The sequence below is a fragment of the Prevotella lacticifex genome (assembly GCF_019973375.1).
In the GTDB taxonomy this organism is placed as follows: domain Bacteria; phylum Bacteroidota; class Bacteroidia; order Bacteroidales; family Bacteroidaceae; genus Prevotella; species Prevotella lacticifex.
In genome coordinates this window covers 140,967-165,333 of the sequence record NZ_BPTV01000001.1, presented here as the reverse complement: position 1 = coordinate 165,333, position 24,367 = coordinate 140,967, and the positions used below count along the sequence as shown (strand labels likewise).

Here is a 24,367-nt window from a genome sequence, read left to right as displayed (position 1 = left end):
ATTGTGCAAAATTATTAAATTAAAACGAGAAGACGGCACTATGTCATTTTAAATTCTTACTTTTGCAGATGATTTATGGAGACACCGATTCAATCATTACAACGACAGCGGCTGCTGCTCCAGATGGAGTACTATGCCGAGAAGGAGACCTTCCGCCGCCAGACCGAGTCGACGGGCATGGCGCGCAAGGTCAAGCGTGGCGATGCCTGGTATCCGCTGCGTGTTGGCAAGCGCTTCTACAACAGTATGAATCAGCTCGCCATCGAGGTGTTCCGCACCGCCGACCAGGACATCGAGCACAATTTCGAGTTTGGCAAGCCTGTGATGTTCTTCAGAATGCAGGACGGCGCAGTGCCACAGGGGGCTAAGAGTGCCACGGGCATAAAATATTTCAACTTCACGGGCACCGTCTCTTACGTCGACGGCGACCGGATGGTCATCATCGTCCCCGACTCAGCGCCCCTCCTCGACCTCCAGTCGGCCGATGTTCCCGTCGGTGTTCAGTTGTCGTTCGACGAGACCGGCTATCGGATGATGTTCGATGCCCTCGACCGTGTGATAGCTGCCAAGGGCAACCGCTTAGCTTATCTCCGCGACCTTTTCTACTCACACCAGAAAGCCCGGAAGTTTACCTTTGCCCCGATGCGCTTCCCCTGGCTCAACCCCACCCAGGAACGCGCCGTCAATGAGGTGCTGTGGGCCAAGGATGTGGCCATCGTCCACGGTCCTCCCGGCACCGGAAAGACCACCACTCTCGTTGAGGCCATCAACGAAACCCTTATGCGCGAGAGTCAGGTGCTTGTCTGCGCTCAGAGCAATATGGCCGTCGACTGGATAGCCGAAAAACTCGTCGACCGTGGCATCAACGTCCTGCGCATCGGCAATCCAACCCGTGTCAACGACAAGATGCTTGGCTTCACCTACGAGCGACAGTTTGAGGCTCATGCCGACTATCCGCAGCTGTGGGCTATACGTAAGGCTATCAGACAGTTGCGGTCGGCACGCCGCAAGGGCTCTGAGAGCTTCCACCAGAAGATGGAGCGTCTCAAGGCGAGGGCCACGGAATTGGAGATTCGCATCAACGCCGACCTCTTCGGACGGGCCCGCGTCATCGCCTCCACCCTTGTAGGCTCCAACAGCCGGATTATGGAAGGCCAGAAGTTCGGCACACTGTTCATCGACGAGGCCGCCCAGGCCCTTGAAGCCGCGTGCTGGATACCTATGAAGCGCTGTACGAGGGTCATCCTCGCCGGCGACCACTGCCAGCTGCCACCGACGGTGAAGAGCGTTGCCGCCATGAGAGCCGGCCTCGGCAAGACGCTCATGGAGCGTATCGTCGAGAACAAGCCCGAGGTGGTCACCCTCCTGAAGGTGCAATACCGTATGAACGACGAGATTATGCGGTTCTCGTCCGACTGGTTCTACGACGGACAGGTGGAGAGTGCCCCGCAGATAAGGTACCGCGGCATCCTCGACTACGATGTGCCCATGCAGTGGGTTGACGTACAAAACGTTAACGAGAGTTTCGTCGGCGAGAGCTTCGGCCGTATCAACAAGGAGGAGGCCCGCATAACGGCCCAAGGGGGATTGTCCGTGGCGGACGGATGCCGCTGCCTAACCAAAGAACTTGATATGATAGCGTGCTAAAACTATTTTTTTTGCTTACCTTTGCGGTCATGGAACAAGAAAAGATAGACTTCTACAAAGGTTTAGCGATATATATCCTCCCCGAGGGCGTGACTAACTACTTTGACGTGGTGGACTTCAACGAGCAGCCAGCCAAAGATCACGGGAAGCTTTACAAGACCGAGCTTCACATATATCTTGATGAGAAGGACAATCGTCCAGAGGGCTTTGATGGCGTCAAGTCAAACGGCTTCGGTGAAGAGAGGATGATATACGACTTCCCTGTTCGCAACCGCAAGACGATACTTCATGTGCGTCGTCGGCGCTGGCTTACAGCTGATGGTAAGAGTGTCTCATTTCCTCTGGAAGAGGCAGCGAAGATAGTCTGCGAAGGTACGTCATACTCCAAGGAGCTGGCGCTTTTTTTAAAGAGAGCGGATGGACAATGAGCCAGTGACGGCCAAGAGCCTGAGCTGGACTTACATGATCCAGGGCAACACTTTTGCGCGTGCCTACAAGGATACTTTGAGCGATTTTCCCACTTGGGTTAAGAAAGAGAATGTCGATGATGGAATACTTATCGCCAAGAACCTCGGCCCGAGGCTCGGTATTGACGAGTCTGAGTTCGGGCATGAGGTGTACACGATTCTCCACAACAAGGATGCGCATGGCAAGAAGGGCGCCATCGTTGCTATTGTCAAGGGCACCGACCCCGAGACAGTTGCCAAAGCCCTGAGAAAGATGCCGCAAAAGGATCGGGAAGCGGTAGGGCTGGTCTCCATGGACCTGAGCGACAGCATGCGCTCTATCGTGAGAATGGCCTTCCCTAATGCCATGGTGGTACGCGACTGCTTCCATGTCATGAAACGAGGTGGTGAAGGGATCGAGGAACTGCGCATGAAATACAAGCGGGAAGCTGTCAAGGATGTAAACCGCCAGAAGGCAGAGTTCAAGAAACACCTGGAACAACTCGCCAAGCAACGCAAGTACTATCGTAACAGCAGGAAAAAGCAAGGTAAGAAGCGATGCAAGGGTAAGCGCCGAGGCCGCAAGCCAATGCGGCTGAATACAAGGTTTGAGCCCAAGAGGCTGAGCAATGGAGAGACCTTGGTAGAAGCTCTGACCCGGTGCAAGAAGCAACTGGGCAGATGCTATGGCGACTGGAGCATAAACCAGAAGAAGAGGGCAAGAATTCTGTTCCGGCTTTTCCCGAAACTGAAGGAGGCGTATTGGCTGATAAACGATCTCAGAGCAATCTTCCGTACGAAGTCTAACACCAAGGCGACTGCGAAGAAAGCGCTTGAAGGATGGTACAAGAAGGTCACCAAATCTACCCTTAGAGAAATCAAATCCGTAAAACAGTCTATCCAGCACTACGAGGACGAGATACTCAATTACTTTATCAACAGAGACACTAATGCTTCTGCAGAATCGCTCAACTCCAAGATGAAAGCCTTCAGGTCATGCCTGAAGGGGATAAGGGATATACCCTTCTTTTTCTATAGATGTATTACCGTCTTTGGTTAGGCAGCGGCATCCGCCCGCCACGGACAATCCCCCTTGGGCCCGCATAACCCTCGACACCCTCCAGGGCTACCTCACGAAGATTGGCAAGCAGAGGGTGCTCGACGAGAGCATCGACGTGGGTGTCATCTCGCCCTATCGTGCTCAGGTCCAGTATCTTCGGAGGCTCATCGCCAAGCGCGAGTTCTTCAAACCCTACCGCAGTCTTATCACCGTCAACACCATCGACGGCTTTCAGGGCCAGGAGCGTGATGTCGTCCTCATCAGTCTTGTCAGAGCCAACGGTGAGGGACAGATAGGATTCCTCAGCGACCTGCGCCGTATGAATGTGGCTATCACCCGTGCGAGAATGAAGCTTATCATCCTCGGCGACCCCACAACGCTCTGCCGCCACGACTTCTATAAGAAATTATATAACTATGTGAAATCACTCTCCGCCACCGAAACCGCTGAAACAACGGCCGCCGACGACGGACAAACAGAATGAAAATATGTTACAACGCGACTACTTTATCCGTATCATTGAGGAATTCATGGCAGCCCTGTCACGGTTTCTCGAGAAGAAGGTCGACGAGCGCACCGACGAGGACCTCAAAGACCTTTACCGTCAGTATGTTGGCAGCTACGACGTGCTGCGAAACCTCTCGTTCGACGAGATCCTCGTCTACGCCTCCGACCAGTGGACCGCTGCTGAGCGCATAAGCCGTCTCGACATGCTCGCCGAGCTGTTCTTCGCCGAGGGATCGTACAAGAATGCGCCTCTGCGCGATATGCTCCTCACCAAGGCCTATAAGCTCTTCGACTATGTCGAGGCCCACGGCACCGTCTACTCGCTCAGCCGCCGTAAGAAGATGCAGCAGATTGCCGACATGAATCTGTCTCCAAGCGATGCTGCTGCCGAAAAGAAGGGACCCGCCGATGGCCGCCATTAACGATATGACCGTAGGTTCGCCCACCCGTGGCATCCTGCGGTTTGCTCTTCCCCTCATCCTTGGGTACATCCTCCAACAGATGTATCTCATCATCGATGCCGCCATCGTAGGCCGGTGGATAGGTGTCGGCGCGCTGGCCGCCGTCGGTGCCTCGTCGTCGATAATGTTTCTCATCATGGGCTTCTGCAACGGCTCCTGTGCCGGTTTCGCCATCCCTGTGGCCCAGGCTTTCGGTGCCAAGGACTTCCCGAAGATGCGGTCGTATGTGGCCAACGCCTTGCGCATAGGCGTCGTCTTTGCTGTCGTCATCACCATTGTCAGCTGCATGCTCTGCGACAGGGTCCTTGTCCTCGTCAATACCCCTGCCGACATCTACCGCGATGCCTACACTTTCCTCTTCATGCAGTTCCTCGCCATACCCTTCACCATAGGCTATAACCTCCTGGCGGGATTCCTGCGGGCCCTCGGCGACTCGAAGCATCCGTTCTTTTTCCTCATTTTCTCGTCGGTGGTCAATATCGTCCTCGACGTGCTGCTCATCCTCGTCTGCGGATTGGGAGTCTTCGGTGCCGGACTCGCCACACTGCTCTCGCAGCTTTTCTCGTGCATCCTGTGCGGGTGGTATATCGTAGGACGAGTGAAAATCCTTATCCCCAAGGGCAGCGAGCGGACTTTCGACAACAAGCGCATCTCCATCCTGCTCAACAACGGTGTGCCGATGGGCTTGCAGTTCTCCATCACCGGCATCGGCATCATCATGCTCCAGAGCGCCAACAACGCCCTCGGCACCACGTGTGTGGCTGCTTTCACGGCATCGATGCGCATAAAATATCTCTTCACCTGCGTCTTTGAGAATATCGGTCTGGCCATGGCCACATACTGCGGACAGAATATCGGGGCCCGCGATACGGCCCGTGTGCGCCGTGGCATCTTCGCAGCCATGCGTATCATGCTCGTCTATTTCGTCCTGACGGTGGCGCTCATCTATCCCTTCGCCGACGAGATGATGGAGCTCTTCGTCGACAGCGGCGAGCAGGAGGTCATCACCAATGCCGCTATGTTTATGCGCATAACCAACTATTTCTATCCCGCCTTGGGACTGCTCACCATTCTCCGCTACGGCATCCAGGGTCTCGGCTACAGCAACCTGTCGATGCTCAGCGGCGTAATGGAGATGGTGGCGCGCATCGGCGTAAGCCTCTGGCTCGTACCCGCCTTGGGATTCCTCGGCGTCTGCTATGGCGACCCAGTGGCCTGGGTGGCGGCCGATGTGTTCCTCGTTCCGGCAATGTTCTTCCTCTATCGTCACCTGAAGAGGAAGATTGAGGCGGCGAGGGCATAAGCTGAGCCGGTGCGGAGAAAGCAGCCGGTGGGGCCGATGAGGCCCGCGGGCGAAACGTGGATAACGAGAAATATCACCTATAAATTGCTTATTAGCAATAATTTTCGTACTTTTGCAAACCAATAGAAAACAACGAAACGATGAACATAGAAAAACAGATAACACTCTCTGCCCTTGAGGCGGTGAAGGAACTCTACGGTGCCGAGGTGCCCGAGAAGATGATCCAGTTGCAGAAAACGCGTCCCGACTTTGAGGGCAATATCACCCTTGTGGTGTTCCCCCTGCTCCGCACGTCGAAGAAGAAACCCGAGGATACAGCCTCAGAGATAGGCCAGTACCTGAAGGAGCACTGTTCGGCCGTGGCCGACTATAATGTCGTGAAGGGATTCCTCAATATCGTCGTGGCTTCATCGGCATGGGTGGGACTGCTCAACGATATCAACGCCGACGAGAAATGGGGCGAGAAGGAACCCACTGCCGACTCTCCGCTCGTGATGGTCGAATATTCGTCGCCGAACACCAATAAGCCCCTGCACCTTGGTCACGTGCGCAACAACCTCCTCGGATGGTCGTTAGCGCAGATTATGCAGGCCAACGGCAACAGGGTGGTGAAGACAAATATCGTCAACGACCGCGGTATACACATCATGAAGTCGATGCTCGCATGGATAAAGTGGGGCAACGGCTGCACGCCGGAATCGACGGGAAAGAAGGGCGACCACCTCATCGGCGACTTCTACGTTCTCTTCGACAAGCATTACAAGGAGGAGTGCAACGAGCTCGAAGCTAAATATAAGGCTGAGGGAATGGGCGACGACGAGGCCAAGGCCAAGGCCGAGCAGGAGGCACCGCTCATCAAGGAGGCCCACAAGATGCTTGTGCGCTGGGAGGCCGGCGACAAGGAGATCCGCGACCTTTGGGCTAAGATGAACTCGTGGGTATACAAAGGCTTCGACGAGACGTATAAGGCTCTCGGTGTCAGCTTCGACAAGATATACTACGAGAGCAACACCTACCTCGAAGGAAAGAAGAAGGTGATGGAGGGTCTCGACAAAGGCCTGTTCTACAAGAAGGACGACGGCTCGGTATGGGCCGACCTCACCAAGGACGGCCTCGACCAGAAACTCCTAATCCGCTCCGACGGAACTACGGTGTATATGACCCAGGACATCGGTACCGCCGAGATGCGTTTCAACGACTATCCTATCGACAAGATGATATATGTCGTCGGCAACGAGCAGAACTACCACTTCCAGGTTCTGTCGATAATCCTCGACCGCCTCGGCTTCAAGTGGGGCAAGGACCTCGTACACTTCTCCTATGGTATGGTGAACCTGCCCACGGGAAAGATGAAGTCGCGTGAGGGCACCGTCGTCGATGCCGACGACCTTATAGCTCAGATGATTGCCGACGCCAAAGCCACAGCCACGGAGCACGGACAGAGCAAGGATTTCTCCGATGCCGAGAAGGACGAGATAGCTCGCATCGTGGGTATGGGTGCGCTGAAGTACTTCATCCTCAAGGTCGATGCCCGGAAGAATATGATGTTCAATCCTGCCGAGTCCATCGACTTCAACGGCAATACCGGACCCTTCATCCAGTACACCTACGCCCGCATACGCAGTATCCTCCGCAAGGCTGCCGACGAGAATATCGTTCTCCCGGAGGTCCTCGCCGCCGACGCGCCCCTCAACGCTAAGGAGGTGGAGCTCATTATGCAGCTGAACAACTTCGGCGTGGCCGTTGCCGATGCCGGACAGAACTACAACCCCGCTGGCATTGCCAACTACTGCTACGAGCTGACGAAGGCCTTCAACCAGTTCTATCACGACTACAGTATCCTCAACGCCGATACCGATGCAGAGAAGGTCACGCGCCTCGTCTTGGCAAAGAATGTGGCAAAGGTCATCAAAGAGGGAATGACACTCCTTGGCATTGAGGTGCCGGAGAGAATGTAATGGAAAAGAAACGGAAAAATACCGACGAAGTGGTGAACCCGCCGTCGTGGCGCCACGACACCGTGCTGCCGTTGCCGCCGGAGGTCAGCGCCAACGCCTGGGCCGTCGATGCGGCGTGCTCGGGCAATCCCGGGCCGATGGAATATCGTTGCATCGACCTGGCCACCGGCGAGCAGGTATTCCACTTCGGACCTATGCAGGGAACAAACAATATCGGGGAGTTCCTTGCCATCGTGCATGCCCTTGCGCTTATGAATCAGCGGGGCATTCACGATAAGATTGTGTATAGCGATTCATATAATGCCATCCTTTGGGTAAAGAAGAAGCAGTGTAAAACAAAGTTGTCCCGCACTCCACAGACGGCCCAACTCTATAACATCATCGCCCGTGCCGAAACCTGGCTCCGCACACACACCGTCGCCACAGAGGTAACAAAGTGGGAGACCAGCAAGTGGGGAGAGATACCAGCTGACTTCGGGAGGAAGTGAGCCCTCTCAATGGCCGGTGACGGCAATGGGCATCCCCAAAATTCGGGCATAGTGTGTTTCCGAGGCACTGCATGTTTAGTATTCTCTCCGCCCATTTCCTCCAGACTGCACTCGCTATCGCTCGCTTAGTTTACTGGCGATTCAGCTCCGTTAGGGGGTGTTGGTGGCTGAGAAGATAGACGTATTGCGGCCGTTCACTCATATCTTATTTTCTGAATTTATTTTACACCATTTCAATACATGCCATTTGGGCCTGCGAAACGGGCCGTTTCAGCGTCTAAAACGGTCCGTTTTGCAAGCTAAAACGGACCGTTTCGCAACGCAAAATGGCATGTATTTGTAAGCCGTTGGTAATCAATGGATAACAGAGATGGGGTAAAAAGGAATGCATTATGAAATATTTTTACTCGTCAAAACGATGAAAAACAGCTGCCATCGCGCTTTCCCGATACATTCATTGGACTGCGAAAATCTGACGTGAAAGGAATTATCAGATACGAAAATGAAAACATCCACTAACCGAATGAACCGCTTACAATCGTCATTCAATAATCAGCAGCCAATCATTTCCCCATCAACGGCCCATCATCCGGCTGCCGCAGCCAATCATTTCCCCATCATCGGCCAATCATTTCTCCATCATCAGCCAATCATCCGATCATCAGCGCACAATAATTCAGCTGTCATCTGCCCATCATCCAATCCCTATCCTCCTTCCTCCCAACCGCATCAAACGTTTTATTTCTGTCCGAAAAACCTTTCAATTCTGTTCGCTTAACCTTTATTTCTGATTTTTCCACCATTTATTTCTGATTTTCCACCATGATAGGAGGTAAAAGACGTAACTTTGCATAGTAGTGAAATACGAGATTAATTAAAAACTAATTAAGACCAAAACCGAAAACTAACGTTAAATGAAAAAGAAAAAGATTCTTACTGTTCTTCTCGCGGCGGCACTCTCCCTGACTGGTTCCGTCGCCCAGACACGACAACTCACCGTCGATGCCGGCAAGCCCGGAGGCATCGTACAGCCCACGATGTATGGCATATTCTTTGAGGACATCAACTTCGGAGCCGATGGCGGACTATACGCCGAGATGGTTCTGAACCGCAACTTCGAATTCCCCAATCATCTGCAGGGGTGGAACACCTTTGGAAAGGTGACCGTCTGCGACTTCGAGCCGGCCTTCACGCGCAACCCACATTATGTTACCGTCTATCCCAGCGGACATAAGGAGAAGACCAGCGGACTGGAGAACAAGGGCTTCTTCGGTATGGGATTCAAGAAAGGAATGAAATACGACTTCACCGTCTACGCCCGGCTGAACAATCTCCAGGGTAAGACGGCGAAGATAAGGGTGGAACTCGTCGGCGACGATAATGTGCCGATGGACCGCCAGGTGATTACCCTCAGTAATAACCAGTGGCAGAAAAAGACCGTCACGCTGACCGCCAACCGCACCATGCAGCACGGTCTGCTGCGCATCTTCAATGCTGGCAGTGAGGCTGTCGACCTCGACTACGTGTCGCTCTTCCCCGAGGACAACTGGCACGGACTGCGCGCCGACCTCGTCAAGGACCTTGATGACCTCCACCCCGGCATCTTCCGATTCCCCGGTGGATGCATCGTCGAGGGTACGGACCTGCAGACACGCTATCAGTGGAAGAACACTATCGGCGACCCGGAGAACAGACCCATCAACGAGAACCGATGGAACTACACCTTCCCTCACCGCCAGTATGCCGACTACTACCAGAGCTATGGACTCGGATTCTATGAGTATTTCCTCTTAGCCGAGAAGATTGGCGCTGAGCCACTGCCCGTACTCTCGTGCGGACTGGCCTGCCAGTTTCAGAATGCCGACAACGACTCTAACGCTCATGTGGCCCTCAAGGACCTCCAGCCGTATGTCGACGACGCCCTCGACCTCATCGAGTTCTGCAATGGTGACGTCAATACCAAGTGGGGAAAGATACGTGCTCGGCTCGGCCATCCTAAGCCTTTCAATCTCAAGCAGATAGGTATCGGCAACGAACAGTGGGGACCGCTCTATGCAGAGCGCCTCGAGGTGTTCGTCAAGCAGATACGCGCAAAGTATCCGAATATAAAGATTTGTGGCACATCGGGTCCGTCGGCCGATGGCAAGGACTTCGACTATGGCTGGCAGCAGATGCGGAAACTCAATGTCGACCTCGTCGATGAGCATTACTATAAGTCGCCGCAGTGGTTCCTCGATAATGCCGGCCGCTACGACAAATACGACCGTCGGGGTCCGAAAGTGTTCGCCGGTGAGTATGCGGCTCATGGAAAGGGTGAGCGCAACAACTGGGAGGCAGCACTCTCCGAGGCTTGTTTCATGACGGGTCTGGAGCGCAACGCCGATGTCGTTTATCAGGCTACGTATGCTCCTCTCTTCGCTCATGTCGACGGCTGGCAGTGGAAACCCGACCTCATCTGGTTCGACAACCTCAACAGTGTGCGCTCGGCCAACTGGTATGTGCAGATGCTCTACGGCACCCACAAGGGCACAAATATGCTCAAGGTGACCGAGAATGGAGCCAACGTAGAGGGAAGTAACGGTCTGTATGCCAGTGCGGTATACGACAAGATAAAGAAACAGTACATCGTAAAGGTGGGCAACAGTGCCGCCAACGCTCAGCAGGTGACCATCAACCTCAACGGGGTGAAGAACGTGCGCAAGGCTCAGCAGACCATCCTCAAGGCTGCCGCGCTCACCGATGAGAACACCATCGATCATCCGGACCGTATCGTTCCGACGACCACCGACATCACCGCCACCGGCAACACGTTCACCGTGAGTCTGCCGGCAAGCAGTTTCAGCGTGTTCGTATTCGAATAATCATAACCGGGCTCGCAGTGGATTGGAAGTCGTAATCAGTGGCTTCCAATCCTCTGTGAGCCTGGATTTTATAGGATTTCGGATTCTATAGGGGACTATAAGGTATCATAGGATTCTATAGGGATACGTAGAAAATTATATGACTCAGCCTTAGTGACTTAGCGGTAATGTGAAAAACACGGGGATTTTTGCCACAGATATTTGGCGTTACGGAGCAAAATGGTTAATTTTGCAAGCATAGACACTACATAACTAAAGCCACGACTATGATGCGATACCTGAGAACAACGACATTCATCCTATTCCTCTTTCTGTCCTGCGCCACCGTCGCGGCCCAGGGTCAGCGCCCATGGGAGACTCTGCTCGAGGAGCTGACAGCCCAGGACGACAACGACATAGCCGTCGCATCGGATATGTACGACATACTCATCGACCTTGAGGAGAACCCCATAAACATCAATACGGCAACAAGGGACGACCTCGGACGCATACCGTTCCTCTCGGCTCAGCAGATTGAGGACATCGAGGCCTACGTCTATCAGTACAAGGGCATGAAGAGCGTCGGTGAACTGTCGATGATCGAGAGCCTCGACCCCACACGCCGCTACCTCCTTACCTATTTTATATATATAGGCGACTACGGCGCTAAGGAGCACTTCCCACACCTTGCCGACATCGTCCGCCACGGGCGAAATGAGCTTACGGCCACCGGCAATATTCCTTTCTATGACCGTGAAGGCGACAAAACAGGTAAATATCGTGGTCCGAAATACCGCCATGGAATACGCTATGAGTTCACCTACGGCAAGTATGTCCAGGCGGGAATCCTGGGCGCGCAGGATGCCGGCGAGCCGTTCTTCGCCGACAAGAACGGCATGGGCTATGACCACTATGCCTACTATCTCGTCGTGCGAGGGCTCGGAAGACTGAAGACGATGGCCGTGGGACAGTATAAACTGCGCATGGGAATGGGCTTGGTGGTGAACAACGACTTCGGTTTCGGGAAGATGATGACGCTCAGCAGCCTCGGCCGCAGCACCAACAGCATACGGGCCAACACGTCGCGGTCGGCGGCAAAATACATGCAGGGAGCGGCGGCAACGGTGAGCGTTGGTAAGGGTCTCGACGCCACGGCTTTCGTCTCCTACCGCCCTATCGATGCTACACTCGACACCCTCGGCAACATCCGGACCATCGTCACGTCGGGCTACCACCGCACGACAACGGAACTCAGGAAGAAAAACAATGCCCACGAGACCACCGTCGGCGGCAATATCCACTGGGAAGGCGGCGGATTCCACCTTGGAGCGACGGCCGTCTACACACGTTTCGACCGTAGTCTGAAGCCCGACACACAGCGTCTGTACCGCAGGTATGCCCCCATGGGCAACGGATTTGTCAATGCAAGCGTCGACTATGGATATATCAATCACCGCATAGCCGTCAACGGCGAAACGGCAGTGGGCAACAGCCACGGCATTGCGACCATCAACAGCATCTCGTTCGTAGCCACAAGGACGCTGTCGCTGCTCGCCATGCAGCGCTTCTACAGCAAACGCTACTCGTCGCTATTGGCATCGAGTTTCAGCGATGGGGGTCACATACAGAACGAGAGCGGTATATATATAGGTGGATACTGGCAGGCCACACGCCATTTGAGCTTGCTCTTCTACACCGATTATGCCTACTTCGCGCAAGCCCGCTACCAGGTGAGTGCGGCAAGTCATAGCTGGGACAACAACATAACGGCCACATGGACGACCAAGGGATGGACGGTCGTCGGACGTTATCACCTGAAAATGAGCCAGAAAGACAATGCCGACCATACTGCTCTCGCCGATGTCACGACGCAGCGGGGGCGGCTGTCGGTGGGATACGCGACAAAACGATGGAATGCAAAGGTGCAGGGCGATATGGCTTACAGCAACTACAAGAAGCGGAGCACGGGATATATGGGGTCGGCAACGGGAGCCTACGACTTTGGAGTCGTGCGCCTCGCAGCCACCTTCGGCTACTTCCGGACCGACGACTACGCCAGTCGCATATACTCGTATGAGCGCGGTCCGCTCTATTCCTTCTCCTTCCCGTCCTACTACGGGCGCGGAATCCGATATGCGGTTTTTGCCCGCGCCGACATCTCCAAGGCCCTGATGGTCATAGCGAAGGTCGGCACCACCGACTATTTCGACCGCAACCACATCTCCACGGGCCAGCAGATGATAGCCGCCAGCTCACAGACTGACATGGAACTTCAGCTGAGGTGGAAGTTTTAAGCGTCTTTCGGGCGTTTGCAGGGCAGCGCCCTTGCGGCTGTCAGTAACCAACGGACTATCAATATTCGTGCTGACTTTCGTGATAATACAGACGTATAGAATGCGTCTGAGGCATATTTGCGAGGATGATATTAATTAAAAATAAGAAGATTCAAGGTTAATTATTTTGTTTTCTACCCACTTTATTGTATCTTTGCGGAAACAAAACAAATTACTGACAAGGAAAACAAATTACGGTCGATGAAAACAAATTATGAATTGAGATATGCGTCAAACCCCGTTGACGCAAAGACTTACGACACTGCACGGTTGCGCCATGACTTCCTCATCGAGACGCTGTTTGTCGGCGACGAAGTGAATATGGTCTACTCGATGTACGACAGGATGATTGTCGGTGGTGCCATGCCCGTCGGTGAGGACCTGCTCTTGGAGGCCATCGCGCCCCTTCGCGCTCCACACTTCACTACCCGCCGTGAGCTCGGAATATTCAACGTAGGGCTGGGAGAGGGCACTGTCAGCGTCGGCGATGAGGTATATACGCTCGGATTCAAGGAGGCTCTGTATATCGGCAGCGGCGACCGCGACATCACCTTCCACAGCAACGATGCCACGACTCCGGCAAAATTCTACTTCAACAGTACCCCGGCCCACACGTCGTATCCCACCCGCAAGATTACGAAAGCCGATGCCATCAGCATGCACATGGGCTCATTGGAGATGTCGAACGAGCGGACGATAAACAAGATGATTGTCAACCAGGTGCTGCCCACATGCCAGTTGCAGATGGGAATGACCGAACTGGCCACCGGATCGGTGTGGAACACGATGCCGGCACATACCCACAGCCGTCGCATGGAGGCTTACTTCTACTTTGAAGTGCCTGAGGGACAGGCTGTCTGCCACCTGATGGGACAGCCGCAGGAGACGCGTCACATCTGGATGAAGGGCGACGAGGCCGTTCTCTCTCCCGAATGGAGCATCCACTCGGCGGCGGCCACCCACAACTACACATTCATCTGGGGTATGGGAGGTGAGAATCTCGACTACGGCGACCAGGATGTTGTCGAGATTACCGACCTGAAATAAGATTATTCAACGGAAAAATAAATAACAGTATGGACACATTTTCAAAGAATTTCTCACTCGAGGGAAAGGTAGCCCTCGTCACTGGTGCCGCTTACGGTATCGGTTTTGCCATTGCAGAGGCTTACGCTCAGGCTGGAGCTAAGATTGCTTTCAACTGCCGCAGCCAGAAGCACATGGACCAGGCTCTTGCCGACTATAAGGCCAAGGGCATCGACGCAAAAGGATACATTTGCGACTGCACAAAGGAGGATGAGGTGAAGAAAATGGTTGCCGACATCGAAAAGGAACTCGGCACCATCGATATCCTCGTCAACAACGCCGGAATCATCAAGCGCATACCGATGGAGGAAATGTCGGTGGAGGACTTCCGCCAGGTCATAGACATCGACCTCAACGCACCGTTCATCGTCTCGAAGGCCGTCATTCCGGGTATGAAGAAGAAGGGACACGGAAAGATTATCAATATCTGCTCGATGATGTCGGAGCTCGGCCGTGAGACCGTCTCGGCCTATGCTGCCGCAAAGGGTGGTCTGAAGATGCTCACAAGAAATATCTGCTCGGAGTTCGGCGAGTACAACATCCAGTGCAACGGTATCGGCCCGGGTTATATAGCAACACCGCAGACAGCTCCACTCCGTGAGCGTCAGGCCGATGGCAGCCGTCATCCGTTCGACAAATTCATCGTCAGCAAGACGCCGGCAGCACGCTGGGGCACCCCTGAGGACCTTATGGGTCCGGCAGTGTTCCTCGCCAGCGATGCCAGCGACTTCGTCAACGGCCACATCCTCTACGTCGACGGAGGTATTCTCGCTTACATCGGTAAGAACCCGTCAGAGATTAAGGACTAACCGATAAAGGGACCGAATGGCCTGTTTAGCGACCAAAAATAAGCTAAGATAGGTGCCAGAAGGCTAACTTCCGGCTAACCGAAACTGCTGAAATGGCTAATTATCAGCTAACCAAGGACTGCTGAAAACTGCTGAAATGGCTAATTATCAGCTAACCAAGGACTGCTTAAAACTGCTGAAATGGCTAATTATCGGCTAACCGAGGATTGCTGAAAAGTGCCGGAATCGCTAATTATCAGCTAACCGAGTACTGCTGAAAACAGCCGGAATAGCTTACCAAAGGTTCATTCGGTCATACGGAAACAATACAGAAAACCCCGCCCAACCTCCTTTTAAAGGTGTGGCGGGGTCTTGTTTTTTGTCGTTTTCGGCCGGAGTGCAGCGGAACCGGGGCTCCAGAGTGCTACTTCGCGGCTCTAATAGCTAAAATGCCCAGCCGAATCCGATGTACGGGATGGCTGAAACTTTATTATAGTCGTCGCCAAAGCCGCAGTAGACGGCATGATTTCCACCAAAATTGAGGGTCGGAGTGATGCCCACACGGAACATAAATCCGCTCTTGGCGACATGCCGATATCCAATGTTTCCGAAGAAGAAATAGCCAAACTCATTCTTCGACTTTCCATATCTGTATCCAAAGGTATATGTAGGAGGGTCGGAAGTGTCGGAATATGCGCTTATCATGTTACCCGGATACTTCTGTGGATTGGCGAGAAAATCATTGAAGGTAGCCTCAGAGACGTTCTCGTACGACAACTCATCATAGTGGAGATTGTACACGCCGAGGCTCACTCCCACGCCCACTTCGAGACTATTCTTCTTGCTGCCGACAAGATAGTTCACTCCCACGGGCACCGTCCAGGCTCTTGTGGAGGTGCTGCCCATGAAGAAAGACGACGAGCTGCTGTAGCCGAAACCTACTCCGGCACGCACTCCCCACCGCGAGTTCTTACCGAAACGCTGCTCATAGCTCGCTCCCGAAATAAGTGAACCACCACCTATCTCTAAATAAACGGCATGGTCACGGGTTTCATTATCACTGGTCTGCTGAGCCGAAAGAGTCAGTGGCAGACAAAGAACAATTGGTAAAAACAAGTTCTTAACTTTCATTTTTTAGACTATTTTTCGTTGTTTTTATTATCTTCTCATAATCACAGGCGAATTATTTCCTGCTGATATCGACATCCAAAGTTTCCTCAATCATATTGATTATAGAGTCCAGACTGTCGGCACGGAAGTCGGCAGTAAGCCGCTTTTGCTGTCCGTTAGGGCAGGAGAGGTCCACATGATAGTATGCCGACAGATCGTCGAGGACCTGCGGCAGCGGTGTACCGTCGAAGTGGAACTCGTGCGTTGCCCATGCCGTCAGACTGTTTTCTGATGGAAGTCGGCCTACTTTTACTGGTTTTGTCGCCGATGAGCTAATCTGATACATATCGCCGGCGCTGACGATGACGCCTTCGGCAGCGGCGTTAGCCATGAGGCTCACCGACCCCTGGGCCACATAAACGCTTGTCGTCTTCTGTCCGCCACCGAGCATCCGCTCCTCCACCACGAGCTTTGTGCCAATGTCGCGGATAACATAATCGGTATCGTGGATGACGAAAGGCCGCGACGCGTCGTGGCGTATGTCGAAGTAGGCGCGTCCCGTCATCTCTATGTCGCGGCAGTCGTCGGCGTACATTATAGACGAGTGGGGCGCGAGCGTTACCCTTGTGCCGTCGGCGAGCGTCACTACCCTGTTCTGCTGTCCGGCGGCTATCGTCGTCTCCCGGGCTTGTCGCGGCAGCATATAAGCTATGGCACCACCCACGAGGAGCACCACAATGACGGCAGCAGCGGCCATCCACCGAATTTCACTCTTTTGTCGCCGACCCGCCTTGGAGAGCGTTGCACGGTAAGCGCGCCTCACATCGAGGACACCGCGGCGATAATTTCGTGTCACGAATTTAAGTTCCTTGCTCATAACGGATGATTAAGTTATATATTGCTTAAAAACAGATTATTTATTCAAACTGACGAAGTCCGACCGCGAGACGTTCCATCCCGCAATCAGTCCGAAACCGCCATGAACATTCGACAACGTCGGCTGGATTTGCGCGAGGCCGTGCTGAGCCAGGTCGCTGTTCTCTACGGCGTTGATGGACTGCAGGAACCGATAGAGCTCCGGCGTCAGATGGAGCACCTCCACCCTATAAGCTTTCACATCACTGTAGGTGTAGCCGTAGGTCTCGGGGTCGGTTTCGCCTGGCAGCACGTTGAGATGTAGGCGGTAGGTCTGTCCGTTTATCGACGCGTCGTTGAAGATGCAGAGGTCTTGGTAGAAGTCTGACGAGAATCCGAAGCTGTCGTCGATATTGCTCACGGGGTTCATCAGCGGCTCACTCTGGGAGTACACCTTCGGGTAGTAAGTGTAGGAATGGAAGTGGATAGAGTCGCCGTAGACTGTTCCGTCGTCCATAACGATGCCACTAAACTCGGTGGTGTCCTTTCCTATCTTCATCCTCACCCTTGCGGCATAGTAGTCGGACGATGCGGCTGGGTCGGTGAAATCGGCTATAAACTGATAGTAGCTCTCCATGTAGTTCCAGTCCTCCTCGCCGATGGACACGGTGCGGTAGGATGCCGGTCCTAAGGCCACGGTGTCGGGGATGGTCGTCTCGCCACCGGCATCGGCGAGACCGTCGGCCGACACTTCCACCGCAATCTTGTCGCCGGGCTGCTGTCGTGCCACGACATAGTAGCTGCCGTCGCCGCGCGAGCATACATTCTGCGGCTGTCCGTTGACGGTATAGGTTATCGTGGCGTCGTTGATGCCCGTGGGGTGGTATTTGACGGTATACTTGCTGACGGGCAGACTGCGGCTGACATTGATGAAAGTGGTGTCGGCGGTCGACGGAAAACAGTAGACAACCAGCTCCGGCGTATTGCCGGAGCCATCGAGCCGGATGTCGTCCTTGCACGAGGCGAGCATCACGACAGCCATTAACAAGAGTATATTATATATGTGTATCTTTTTCATTTTCATTGTTTTGTCGTTGTCGGACCTTGTTTTTTGTTCAGAATTTATAGGTGTAGCTCAGTGACGGAATGGCGGGAATGAATGCGTGGTTGTGCAGTCGCATCCGTCCTGTGGTATCGCTTATTTTCACGTTTGCCCACATCGAGTTCATGTGGCAGTAGGCATTATACACGCTGACGTTCCACACTATCTCGTGCCCATGCCGCGTGCGGTGCTTGAAGTCGAAGCCTATGTCGAGGCGGTGGTAGGCCGGGAGGGTCATATTGTTAGGGTGCTCGTAGACGAATCCGCTGCCATCGTCGTCGGAAGTCCCCGGGACTGTTGTCGGATGGCCATCGGGAACATTGGGCAGTCGGACATACTGAGTGGGCACGGTGATACGGTTGCCGGAGTGGAACGACCACACGGCGAACATCGACACCTTCGGCGAGATGTTCCACTGGGCCGAAATATTGCCTTTGTGGCGGTTGTCAAACTTATCGTAGAACCAGTCGGGGTAGAACTCGGGATACCTTCGTTTGTTCCACGACAGGGTGTATGTTCCACGCAGAGTGATGTCCCGGTTGCTGTAAGCGGCATCGACCTCAAGGCCATAGAACCGTCCACGACCGTCCATGACCATCTCGTCCCAGCTGTCGGCGGGTGGTTCGAGTCCCGTCCAACTGCAATATTGAAGGATGTGGCGTGTGCGCTTGATATATCCCTCCATAGATATAAGCCAGTGACTGTCAGGCTGATAGTAGACACCGGCGGCAAACTGCAACGACTTCATCGGCCGAAGCCTTGAGGTGGTTGGCACCCAGTAGTCGGTGGGCAGTTCGATAAAGGTGCTGGCAATCTTATGAACATATTGAGACATGACCGTTGCCGAGGCCTTGAACGATAGCCGCGGGCAGACCTGGAACTTCACGGCGAGCCGTGGGTCGGCACTGGCGAAGGTCTTTCCGGCGATGTGGAACAGCGATGCGTTGACCCCCGCGTTGAGGCTCCACATGTCGTTCACCGACACCTCATCCTCGGCATAAGCGTTCCATTCGTGCGCCACGTGACTGTTGTGCGATGCTATCAGCGTGGTGTCGACGGCTCCGCTCTCGCCGGTGATGTTGCTGTTGCTGCGGGTCTGTGGCCGGAAGGAGTGCCAGGTGTAGTCGGTGCCGAAGCGTATGTGGTGGTGGACCGACGGCCGATAGTCGGCGGACGCGCGGTAGCCTAAGTCGTTGATGGTGGAGCGATAAGAGTTCGATATCCTGTCGACGCTGCTCTCCTGCCCCTGGTATATGGTGCTATTGTCGTCGTCCTCGGTCACCCGCGACCGGTTGTAGGTGTAGAAGGTCGTGAGCGTGGAAGTCATCTTCGGCGTTATTTTGTACTGCCAGTCGACGGCGGCGTTCAGGTTTCCCCAGCTCATGTGCTCGTCGGTGATGTCCTTATCGACCTCATAGTCATACTTATCTGACATATCTTCTTTGCTGTGGAGGTTGTCGTCGCCCGAGTATACGCTCAGAGCCATCCTCGAGCGATCGCTGAAGATGTTTGTCACACGGGCGTTGAGGTCGTGGAAGTAGTAGTTGAGCGTCAGCTTGTCGTTATCATAGTGGCGGTTGCGGATGACGCAGAGCGGACGCGTAATAAGGTCGAGCCACGACCGCCGCAGTCCTATATTGAATGAGGTCTTGTCCTTACGCAGCGGTCCTTCGATGTGAATGCTGCCGTCGAGGAGTCCTATGCGGTAGCTGCCGTGGACGTGACGCATGTCGCCATCGGCTGTGCGCACATCGACAACCGACGACAGGCGTCCGCCGTAGCGTGCGGGAAATCCGCTCTTATAGAAGTCGATGCTCTTCACCACGTCGACATTGAACGACGAAAAGAGGCCGAGGGTGTGGTTGACCGAGTAGAGCGGCGACCCGTCCATGAGGAAAAGGTTCTCGTCGTCGTCGCCCCCGTGGACATAGAGTCCGCTCATCAGTTCCACCCCCGGGGCCACCCCGCTGAAGCGCTGTAGCGTTTTCACCACGTCGGGAGTGCTTGCCAAGGCGAATGCCGACATGATATCGGACTTCGTCAGGGTGCGCATGCCCGTCTGCGTCGACAGCAGCGGCGAGTTGAGACTGCCGTTGACAACGACTTCGCCGAGCTCGGTGTCGCCCCCGTCAGGGGTGTCCTCATTTTCGGCAACGGCCTTCCGCGTAGTGCGCTGCTTGCGTGTCGATGGCTTGACCGCACGTTTTTTCACCATTTTCTCAGGCTTGCTGGTCAGCATCACGTACCGTCCTTTCTGCCGGAAGGCTATTCCCGTACCGCGGAAGAGCGTCGACAGCGCGCGCCGGAGGGTCATTCCGTCGAGCGAAGGCCCGCTATAAGCATGGTCGGTGGGCAGCGACGAGTCGTAGACAAAGTCGATGTTGAAGGTCTTGTGCAAACGTTCCATCTCCGTTCGCAGACTGTGCCCCTGCGCCATGACGGCGAGAGGGAGAGCTAACAAAAGTACTAACAGTATATATTTTCTCAGTATCATAATCCGTGAATAATCACTCGGCGTGTCACCCCATATGACGCAGAAACATCAGAATACCCCCATCGGCAAATGAAAAAAATAAAAAAATCTTTCTTCCGTGGCTCCCGAACACTCCAAATCCTCTCCGAAATCCATGCTTAAACCGCGACAATCCTGTGATAAACCGAGCCGGGGAGAACTGCATACTGTCTGAACCCGCCGGTTATACGATGCCAACATATATTATATAGGAGTGCAGATTGACACGTGAATGCATGCTATAATATGTAAAAGTAATTCATAATTAAGTACGTTTTGATTCATCCTTGTATGTTGTTGATTTACAAAGGCTTATCAATACATGCCATTTGGCGTTGCAAAACGGCCCGTTTTAGAACGCAAAACGGCCCGTTTCGTAAGCTGAAATGGACCGTTTCGCAAGCCGAAATGGCATGTATTGGAATCGTGTAAATATATTTCAACGTTGGCGTGTCGTCGTGCCGGTATATCCAAATCATAAAAAACGACAGATGAAACGACGAGCTAAAGGATAATCTTTGCATCTGAGGAACTCCGTGACTTAGTAGTAATAGTCGTTCGCGACATCCGCATTATGTGCGTGCCAATAATCTTTTATTCTTTCCGTTAACAGCCTCGACGATGCGGAGAACCAGTCGGGGCTTTTCCGTGGCAGCAAAGAGCCTCTGAATATAGCCGAAGAATAAAAGTTCAGAGGAAGAATCGCATCGATTGCACATACAAACGGCTGTCAAAAATATTCTTCCAAGCCATCTGGCACGCATATTGCAGTGGACGGAACGAAAAGTAAAGGAAATTTATGAGGAGAATAAAAAAGGCTCCTGTCATCGTGATGAATTTCTCAGGAGCTTACAATATGGAGCAGTTTGCCGACAATCCCGACTTTATCCACATCGACTGCTCCGACATCAGTGGCACCGACTGCATTCTCAGTGCGGCGGCTCGCAAGACTATCACCGACCGCATCAGCGGCTACGGGGCGCGGGGCATTCACTTCATCGACTCCGGCGACTACCATTATATGACGAAACTGTGGACCGACAAGATTGACGAGCCTTTCACGCTGTTGCTCGTCGACCACCACACCGACATGCAGCCGTCGCTCGTTCCGGGGGTGCTTACCTGCGGCGACTGGGTGGACAGTGTCATTCGGCAGAACAAAAATCTCAAGGAAGTGCTGCTCATCGGGACTCCGCGGGAGGCGCTGAAGACCGTTCCCGAGAACATACGGCGGAAGGTCCGTTATGTGGACTATGCTGAGTTTGAGCGCATTGTGACGGGCAGGCATGAGCTGTCGAAGGGTCACAACGTTTATCTCTCCATCGACAAGGATGCCCTCAACCGCGAGAGTGCGGTCACCAACTGGGATCAGGGCGTGATTCGGTTGGACGAGTTGCACGACCTGGTGATGCAACTGCTTAGTCAGGAGAATGTTATAGGCATTGATGTGTGTGGCGAATATCCTGCCATGAGGAATCTCTTTGAGGAGGAGAAGGCCGCAACCATCGACAACCGGGCCAACGAGGTTATCCTCGACGCGGTGGTCAAGGCCAGGGAAATGAGCCTTAAATCGTAAGGAACCGCTTGCAGGACGAAACTGGACAAACTGCTTTGATGTCAGAAATGATGGCTATTGAGGAGTCCGATGTTCGTTTGTATGATAAAATCATAACCGAAAAAGGTTACGCTATGAGGAGTACAAACATCATATTTCCGCTGTCGTTGTCGTCGCAGCGCAGTCGGCGGAGGGTCTTGCTCACCTGGTGCTCCACGGTTTTTACCGACAGGCCGAGCTCATCGGCAATCTCCGAATAGGTCATTCCGTCGCGCTTGCTCATCAGAAACACCTGACGGCAGCGCTCGGGCAGCTTGTCGATGCGGCTCCACAGACGGGCCTCGAGGTCGGAACGACTCTGAGCCTCGGCGTCGCTGATGATACCGTCGAGGTCGTGGGGAGCAAAGGCTACCACCTCGGGATGGCGCCGCCGCAGACTGTCGATGCACGCATTGCGCACAGCGGTGTAGAGGAAACCGCGGGCGTTCGTGGGCCGCGACTCCCAATATTTCACAAAACAGTCCTGAACGATATCCTCGGCTGCATCGGCATCGCCTGAAAGATAGTGCATGGCGTAAAGACAGAGTGGCTGATACAGACGGCGGAAAGTGGTGTCGATAAACATTATTCGCTTGAAACGGGCACAAAAGAAAGGCGAGCCGGAAGACTCGCCTATACTGTAAAATAATTTACATTTTTACTTGTTCACAGCCTCTGCGAGCTCAGCACCGGCCTTGAACTTTACAACCTTCTTGGCAGCAATCTGAATCTTCTCCTTGGTCGAAGGGTTGATACCCTCACGAGCTGGACGCTCCGAGACAGCGAATGTGCCGAAACCAACAAGCTGAATCTTACCACCCTTAGTGAGTTCTTCCTTAACAGCCTCAACAGTAGCGTCGAGGGCCTTCTTTGCTTCTGCCTTGCCCAGACCTGCGCCTGCAGCGATAGCGTCGATTAATTCCGATTTGTTCATAACTATTGATTTATTAATATTGGTATTAATGGATTTGCTTGGTTTACGGGCACAAATATAATTCAATAGTTTCAATATTCAAACCTTTTTTCAAAAAAAAAGAAGAAAAAACCATATTTTTGTTGTTTGTGGGCCTGCCATAGCCTCTATACGGGGATTTTTTCGTAATTTTGCGGGGTCATTAACGTGGTAAAGGCCGTGCCGGCGGCACTGTCGGCGGCAAGGCCCAACCCAAACCATTTAAAGATAAAACACTATGCGTAATATACCAACAGTGACACGGTCGCTGCTCATCATCAATATCGTGATGTTCATCGTTACCGAACTTCTCGCGCCAATGGGCATCGACCTGACGAGTATTCTCGGACTGCACTTCTTCAAGGCGTCCGACTTTCACCTCTATCAGCTCATCACCTACATGTTCATGCACGGAGGCTTCATGCACATCCTCATGAACATGTTTATGCTGTGGATGTTCGGTATGGTTATCGAGAATGTGTGGGGTCCGAAGAAATTCCTTTTTTATTACATTATCTGCGGTGTCGGAGCCGGACTTTGCCAGGAACTTGCGCAGTATGCATCGTACATGGTGCAGCATTTGGCCGATTATCAGACGGTGAACAACGGCGGCGACATCATCCCCATGGCGCAGTATCTCAACCTGATGACCACCGTGGGAGCATCGGGAGCCATCTATGCCATCCTGTTGGCCTTCGGAATGCTGTTCCCCGACGAGCGGATGTTCATCATCCCCATACCGATTCCAATCAAAGCCAAATGGCTCGTCATCGGCTCGGTGGCCCTCGAGCTCTTCTACGCTCTCGGACAACCCGGCGACGGAGTGGCTCATGTGGCCCATCTCGGGGGTATGCTCTTCGGATTCATTCTGATAAAATACTGGCAGAAACACCCCTACAGCGGTAACGGAAACTACGGAATGAGCAATGGGGCAAGTTTCTTCGAGAAGATGAAAGACTCCTGGGAACGGCATACCAGCCACCGTCGGAAGACCGACGGAGCATCGGGAAAATTCCACTATCAGCCAAATACAGAGGATGTTAGCCACGAAAGCGACTGGGACTATAACGCCCGGAAGAAGGCCGAACAGGACGAGGTCGACCGCATTCTCGACAAGATACGGCGCAGCGGCTACGACAGTCTCACCGACGAGGAGAAGAAACGGCTCTTCGAGAATAGCAACAGATAAAGGCCGAAGAACCGTGATTTGCAGGCAGAAGAATACTCTGAGCAGTGCAGGAGGAGCTATCTGGGCGTTCTGTTCGGTAGCGTTTCGCTAATGTGCGAAAGCATTTTACGTCAAAAAGTAGTGAGAAATAAAGAGA

The 24,367-nt window shown here is 53.5% G+C and carries 19 protein-coding genes and 1 pseudogene; 14 read left to right on the top strand and 6 right to left on the bottom strand.

The window, feature by feature from the left end:
* Nucleotides 1–75: 75 nt before the first annotated feature.
* The 12 genes and pseudogenes from LDN30_RS00645 (at nt 76) to LDN30_RS00590 (ending at nt 14,938) form a co-directional block, all read left to right on the top strand.
* Complete coding sequence (locus tag LDN30_RS00645; protein ID WP_373316482.1) at nt 76–1,647, top strand: AAA domain-containing protein; 1,572 nt, start codon at nt 76–78, stop codon at nt 1,645–1,647.
* Between the two features lie 29 nt (nt 1,648–1,676).
* Nucleotides 1,677–2,075 (top strand): ISAon1 family transposase N-terminal region protein, encoded by a 399-nt coding sequence (locus tag LDN30_RS00640; RefSeq protein WP_223926852.1) that lies wholly within the window; start codon nt 1,677–1,679, stop codon nt 2,073–2,075.
* Complete coding sequence (locus LDN30_RS00635; protein WP_223928430.1) at nt 2,065–3,153, top strand: transposase; 1,089 nt, start codon at nt 2,065–2,067, stop codon at nt 3,151–3,153. The genes LDN30_RS00640 and LDN30_RS00635 overlap by 11 nt, the downstream gene beginning before the upstream one ends.
* Before the next feature lie 37 nt (nt 3,154–3,190).
* Nucleotides 3,191–3,637: pseudogene (locus tag LDN30_RS00630) on the top strand (AAA domain-containing protein); the annotation flags it as partial.
* Nucleotides 3,638–3,641: 4 nt separating this feature from the next.
* Nucleotides 3,642–4,082 (top strand): hypothetical protein, encoded by a 441-nt coding sequence (locus LDN30_RS00625; protein WP_223928429.1) that lies wholly within the window; start codon nt 3,642–3,644, stop codon nt 4,080–4,082.
* The gene (locus tag LDN30_RS00620; protein WP_223928428.1) at nt 4,069–5,424 is read left to right on the top strand and encodes an MATE family efflux transporter; all 1,356 of its coding nucleotides are present in this window, start codon (nt 4,069–4,071) and stop codon (nt 5,422–5,424) included. Before LDN30_RS00625 ends, LDN30_RS00620 begins: the two co-directional genes overlap by 14 nt.
* Nucleotides 5,425–5,564: 140 nt before the next feature.
* The gene (argS, locus tag LDN30_RS00615; RefSeq protein WP_223928427.1) at nt 5,565–7,382 is read left to right on the top strand and encodes an arginine--tRNA ligase; all 1,818 of its coding nucleotides are present in this window, start codon (nt 5,565–5,567) and stop codon (nt 7,380–7,382) included.
* Complete coding sequence (locus tag LDN30_RS00610) at nt 7,382–7,870, top strand: RNase H family protein (RefSeq protein ID WP_223928426.1); 489 nt, start codon at nt 7,382–7,384, stop codon at nt 7,868–7,870. The genes argS and LDN30_RS00610 overlap by 1 nt, the downstream gene beginning before the upstream one ends.
* A 914-nt stretch (nt 7,871–8,784) precedes the next feature.
* Nucleotides 8,785–10,731 carry an alpha-L-arabinofuranosidase family protein gene (locus tag LDN30_RS00605; RefSeq protein WP_223928425.1) on the top strand — a complete coding sequence of 649 codons (1,947 nt, stop codon included), beginning with the start codon at nt 8,785–8,787 and terminating at the stop codon, nt 10,729–10,731.
* Nucleotides 10,732–10,997: 266 nt separating this feature from the next.
* Nucleotides 10,998–13,004 carry a helix-hairpin-helix domain-containing protein gene (locus LDN30_RS00600; RefSeq protein ID WP_223926675.1) on the top strand — a complete coding sequence of 669 codons (2,007 nt, stop codon included), beginning with the start codon at nt 10,998–11,000 and terminating at the stop codon, nt 13,002–13,004.
* Nucleotides 13,005–13,244: 240 nt separating this feature from the next.
* Nucleotides 13,245–14,090 (top strand): 5-dehydro-4-deoxy-D-glucuronate isomerase, encoded by an 846-nt coding sequence (kduI, locus tag LDN30_RS00595; protein ID WP_223926674.1) that lies wholly within the window; start codon nt 13,245–13,247, stop codon nt 14,088–14,090.
* Nucleotides 14,091–14,119: 29 nt separating this feature from the next.
* Nucleotides 14,120–14,938: a gluconate 5-dehydrogenase gene (locus LDN30_RS00590; protein WP_223926673.1), complete on the top strand. Its 819-nt coding sequence runs from the start codon at nt 14,120–14,122 to the stop codon at nt 14,936–14,938.
* A gap of 423 nt (nt 14,939–15,361) precedes the next feature.
* On the opposite strand, the gene LDN30_RS00585 is transcribed toward LDN30_RS00590, so the two are convergent.
* Genes LDN30_RS00585 through LDN30_RS00570 form a run of 4 tightly spaced genes read right to left on the bottom strand, consistent with a single transcriptional unit; the run spans nt 15,362 to nt 20,478 of the window.
* Nucleotides 15,362–16,048 (bottom strand): hypothetical protein, encoded by a 687-nt coding sequence (locus LDN30_RS00585; RefSeq protein WP_223928424.1) that lies wholly within the window; start codon nt 16,046–16,048, stop codon nt 15,362–15,364.
* A gap of 52 nt (nt 16,049–16,100) precedes the next feature.
* Nucleotides 16,101–16,904 (bottom strand): FecR family protein, encoded by an 804-nt coding sequence (locus tag LDN30_RS00580; RefSeq protein ID WP_223928423.1) that lies wholly within the window; start codon nt 16,902–16,904, stop codon nt 16,101–16,103.
* Between the two features lie 36 nt (nt 16,905–16,940).
* Nucleotides 16,941–17,960 (bottom strand): DUF4249 domain-containing protein, encoded by a 1,020-nt coding sequence (locus tag LDN30_RS00575; protein ID WP_223928422.1) that lies wholly within the window; start codon nt 17,958–17,960, stop codon nt 16,941–16,943.
* Between the two features lie 37 nt (nt 17,961–17,997).
* Nucleotides 17,998–20,478, bottom strand: coding sequence for a TonB-dependent receptor plug domain-containing protein (locus LDN30_RS00570; protein WP_223928421.1), 2,481 nt, complete (start codon nt 20,476–20,478; stop codon nt 17,998–18,000).
* 817 nt (nt 20,479–21,295) lie between these two features.
* Here LDN30_RS00570 and LDN30_RS00565 point away from each other — a divergent pair.
* A complete protein-coding gene (locus tag LDN30_RS00565) occupies nt 21,296–22,072 on the top strand; it encodes an arginase family protein (protein WP_223928420.1) in 777 nt (258 codons plus the stop codon).
* Nucleotides 22,073–22,178: 106 nt separating this feature from the next.
* On the opposite strand, the gene LDN30_RS00560 is transcribed toward LDN30_RS00565, so the two are convergent.
* Nucleotides 22,179–22,676, bottom strand: a complete 498-nt coding sequence (locus LDN30_RS00560; protein WP_223928419.1) for an RNA polymerase sigma-70 factor — start codon at nt 22,674–22,676, stop codon at nt 22,179–22,181.
* Between the two features lie 72 nt (nt 22,677–22,748).
* Nucleotides 22,749–23,042 (bottom strand): HU family DNA-binding protein, encoded by a 294-nt coding sequence (locus LDN30_RS00555; RefSeq protein WP_498043767.1) that lies wholly within the window; start codon nt 23,040–23,042, stop codon nt 22,749–22,751.
* A gap of 238 nt (nt 23,043–23,280) precedes the next feature.
* Between LDN30_RS00555 and LDN30_RS00550 the strand changes: the two genes are divergently transcribed.
* Nucleotides 23,281–24,231: a rhomboid family intramembrane serine protease gene (locus tag LDN30_RS00550; RefSeq protein WP_223926665.1), complete on the top strand. Its 951-nt coding sequence runs from the start codon at nt 23,281–23,283 to the stop codon at nt 24,229–24,231.
* Nucleotides 24,232–24,367: the final 136 nt, after the last annotated feature.

What these genes read in the sequence shown, in the direction of transcription:
- LDN30_RS00585 (WP_223928424.1), bottom strand. Translation starts at nt 16,048, where the DNA reads ATGAAAGTTAAGAACTTGTTTTTACCAATTGTTCTTTGTCTGCCACTG.
- kduI (WP_223926674.1), top strand. Translation starts at nt 13,245, where the DNA reads ATGAAAACAAATTATGAATTGAGATATGCGTCAAACCCCGTTGACGCA.
- LDN30_RS00635 (WP_223928430.1), top strand. Translation starts at nt 2,065, where the DNA reads ATGGACAATGAGCCAGTGACGGCCAAGAGCCTGAGCTGGACTTACATG.
- LDN30_RS00580 (WP_223928423.1), bottom strand. Translation starts at nt 16,904, where the DNA reads ATGAGCAAGGAACTTAAATTCGTGACACGAAATTATCGCCGCGGTGTC.
- LDN30_RS00605 (WP_223928425.1), top strand. Translation starts at nt 8,785, where the DNA reads ATGAAAAAGAAAAAGATTCTTACTGTTCTTCTCGCGGCGGCACTCTCC.
- LDN30_RS00565 (WP_223928420.1), top strand. Translation starts at nt 21,296, where the DNA reads ATGAGGAGAATAAAAAAGGCTCCTGTCATCGTGATGAATTTCTCAGGA.
- LDN30_RS00640 (WP_223926852.1), top strand. Translation starts at nt 1,677, where the DNA reads ATGGAACAAGAAAAGATAGACTTCTACAAAGGTTTAGCGATATATATC.
- LDN30_RS00625 (WP_223928429.1), top strand. Translation starts at nt 3,642, where the DNA reads ATGTTACAACGCGACTACTTTATCCGTATCATTGAGGAATTCATGGCA.
- LDN30_RS00600 (WP_223926675.1), top strand. Translation starts at nt 10,998, where the DNA reads ATGATGCGATACCTGAGAACAACGACATTCATCCTATTCCTCTTTCTG.
- argS (WP_223928427.1), top strand. Translation starts at nt 5,565, where the DNA reads ATGAACATAGAAAAACAGATAACACTCTCTGCCCTTGAGGCGGTGAAG.
- LDN30_RS00610 (WP_223928426.1), top strand. Translation starts at nt 7,382, where the DNA reads ATGGAAAAGAAACGGAAAAATACCGACGAAGTGGTGAACCCGCCGTCG.
- LDN30_RS00620 (WP_223928428.1), top strand. Translation starts at nt 4,069, where the DNA reads ATGGCCGCCATTAACGATATGACCGTAGGTTCGCCCACCCGTGGCATC.
- LDN30_RS00590 (WP_223926673.1), top strand. Translation starts at nt 14,120, where the DNA reads ATGGACACATTTTCAAAGAATTTCTCACTCGAGGGAAAGGTAGCCCTC.
- LDN30_RS00560 (WP_223928419.1), bottom strand. Translation starts at nt 22,676, where the DNA reads ATGTTTATCGACACCACTTTCCGCCGTCTGTATCAGCCACTCTGTCTT.
- LDN30_RS00570 (WP_223928421.1), bottom strand. Translation starts at nt 20,478, where the DNA reads ATGATACTGAGAAAATATATACTGTTAGTACTTTTGTTAGCTCTCCCT.
- LDN30_RS00645 (WP_373316482.1), top strand. Translation starts at nt 76, where the DNA reads ATGGAGACACCGATTCAATCATTACAACGACAGCGGCTGCTGCTCCAG.
- LDN30_RS00575 (WP_223928422.1), bottom strand. Translation starts at nt 17,960, where the DNA reads ATGAAAAAGATACACATATATAATATACTCTTGTTAATGGCTGTCGTG.
- LDN30_RS00550 (WP_223926665.1), top strand. Translation starts at nt 23,281, where the DNA reads ATGCGTAATATACCAACAGTGACACGGTCGCTGCTCATCATCAATATC.